Below are 703 nucleotides of genomic sequence, written 5' to 3'. Positions count from 1 at the left end.
AGCATGTGAGCGACGGTGTTAGTTGATTCGTTGGTATTCATTGCGGTCCTTATAAGTAGAGTCGTTCAATCGGAAATGCTAGTTCGCTTACTGCATCTTCTGTTCGCCACGGCGGTTCGCCTGGTGCGTCCGCCATGCTTCAATCGTTGCCTGCGCGGCGACCATCTTCCAGCGGTGGACTTCATCCAGTTCAATTGCGGCACGCATGGCTTCCAAGTGGGCGATATATTCGGGGCTGGAGTAGGCGTCGCGCTCCTGGGCTGTGAGGGTCTTCTCGGAGCTAGCGGCCATGCAGTTGGCTTTGATCGTCTTCCGAAATTCTTCCATATAGATACGGTTGGCGCGGGAGATTGCGGCTTCGCCGGCCTGAAAGCGCAGGAAATCTAGGGCTTTCTGAGCGGCTTCGTCGCTGAAGTGGTCTATCCTTGTGTCAGTCATGGTGTGTTCCTGTTTAAATGCGAGATTGCTTGCGGCGGGCGGTGATGCCAGCCTGCGGGAAGGCGCGTACACCATCGATCTTCATGTTCGCCTTCAGCGATGTCGCCATTTGCTTGATCGGCGTCATATTCGCTTGCAAGAACGTGATGTATTGAGGATTGGCCGCGACAAACTTGACCAGGGTCAGCAGGTCGGTGACTTCGGCGGTCCAGCGCTCTGAAGTCGACACGCCGGCAATCTTTGGCGCCGCGCTGGCGACGACCGG

1 protein-coding gene and 1 pseudogene are annotated in these 703 nt (G+C 56.5%); both read right to left on the bottom strand.

Annotated elements, in window-relative coordinates; genetic code table 11:
• Positions 1–87 precede the first annotated feature (87 nt).
• Positions 88–438 (bottom strand): hypothetical protein, encoded by a 351-nt coding sequence (locus AC07V8_RS25775; RefSeq protein WP_254785154.1) that lies wholly within the window; start codon positions 436–438, stop codon positions 88–90.
• A 13-nt stretch (positions 439–451) separates the two neighbouring features.
• Positions 452–703, bottom strand: a pseudogene (locus tag AC07V8_RS25770) (hypothetical protein); the annotation flags it as partial.

It is taken from the genome of Collimonas sp. GW821-FHT02H07 (genome assembly GCF_059421505.1).
This window is presented reverse-complemented; position numbering and strand designations above follow the sequence as displayed.

What these genes read in the sequence shown, in the direction of transcription:
- AC07V8_RS25775 (WP_254785154.1), bottom strand. Translation starts at nt 438, where the DNA reads ATGACTGACACAAGGATAGACCACTTCAGCGACGAAGCCGCTCAGAAA.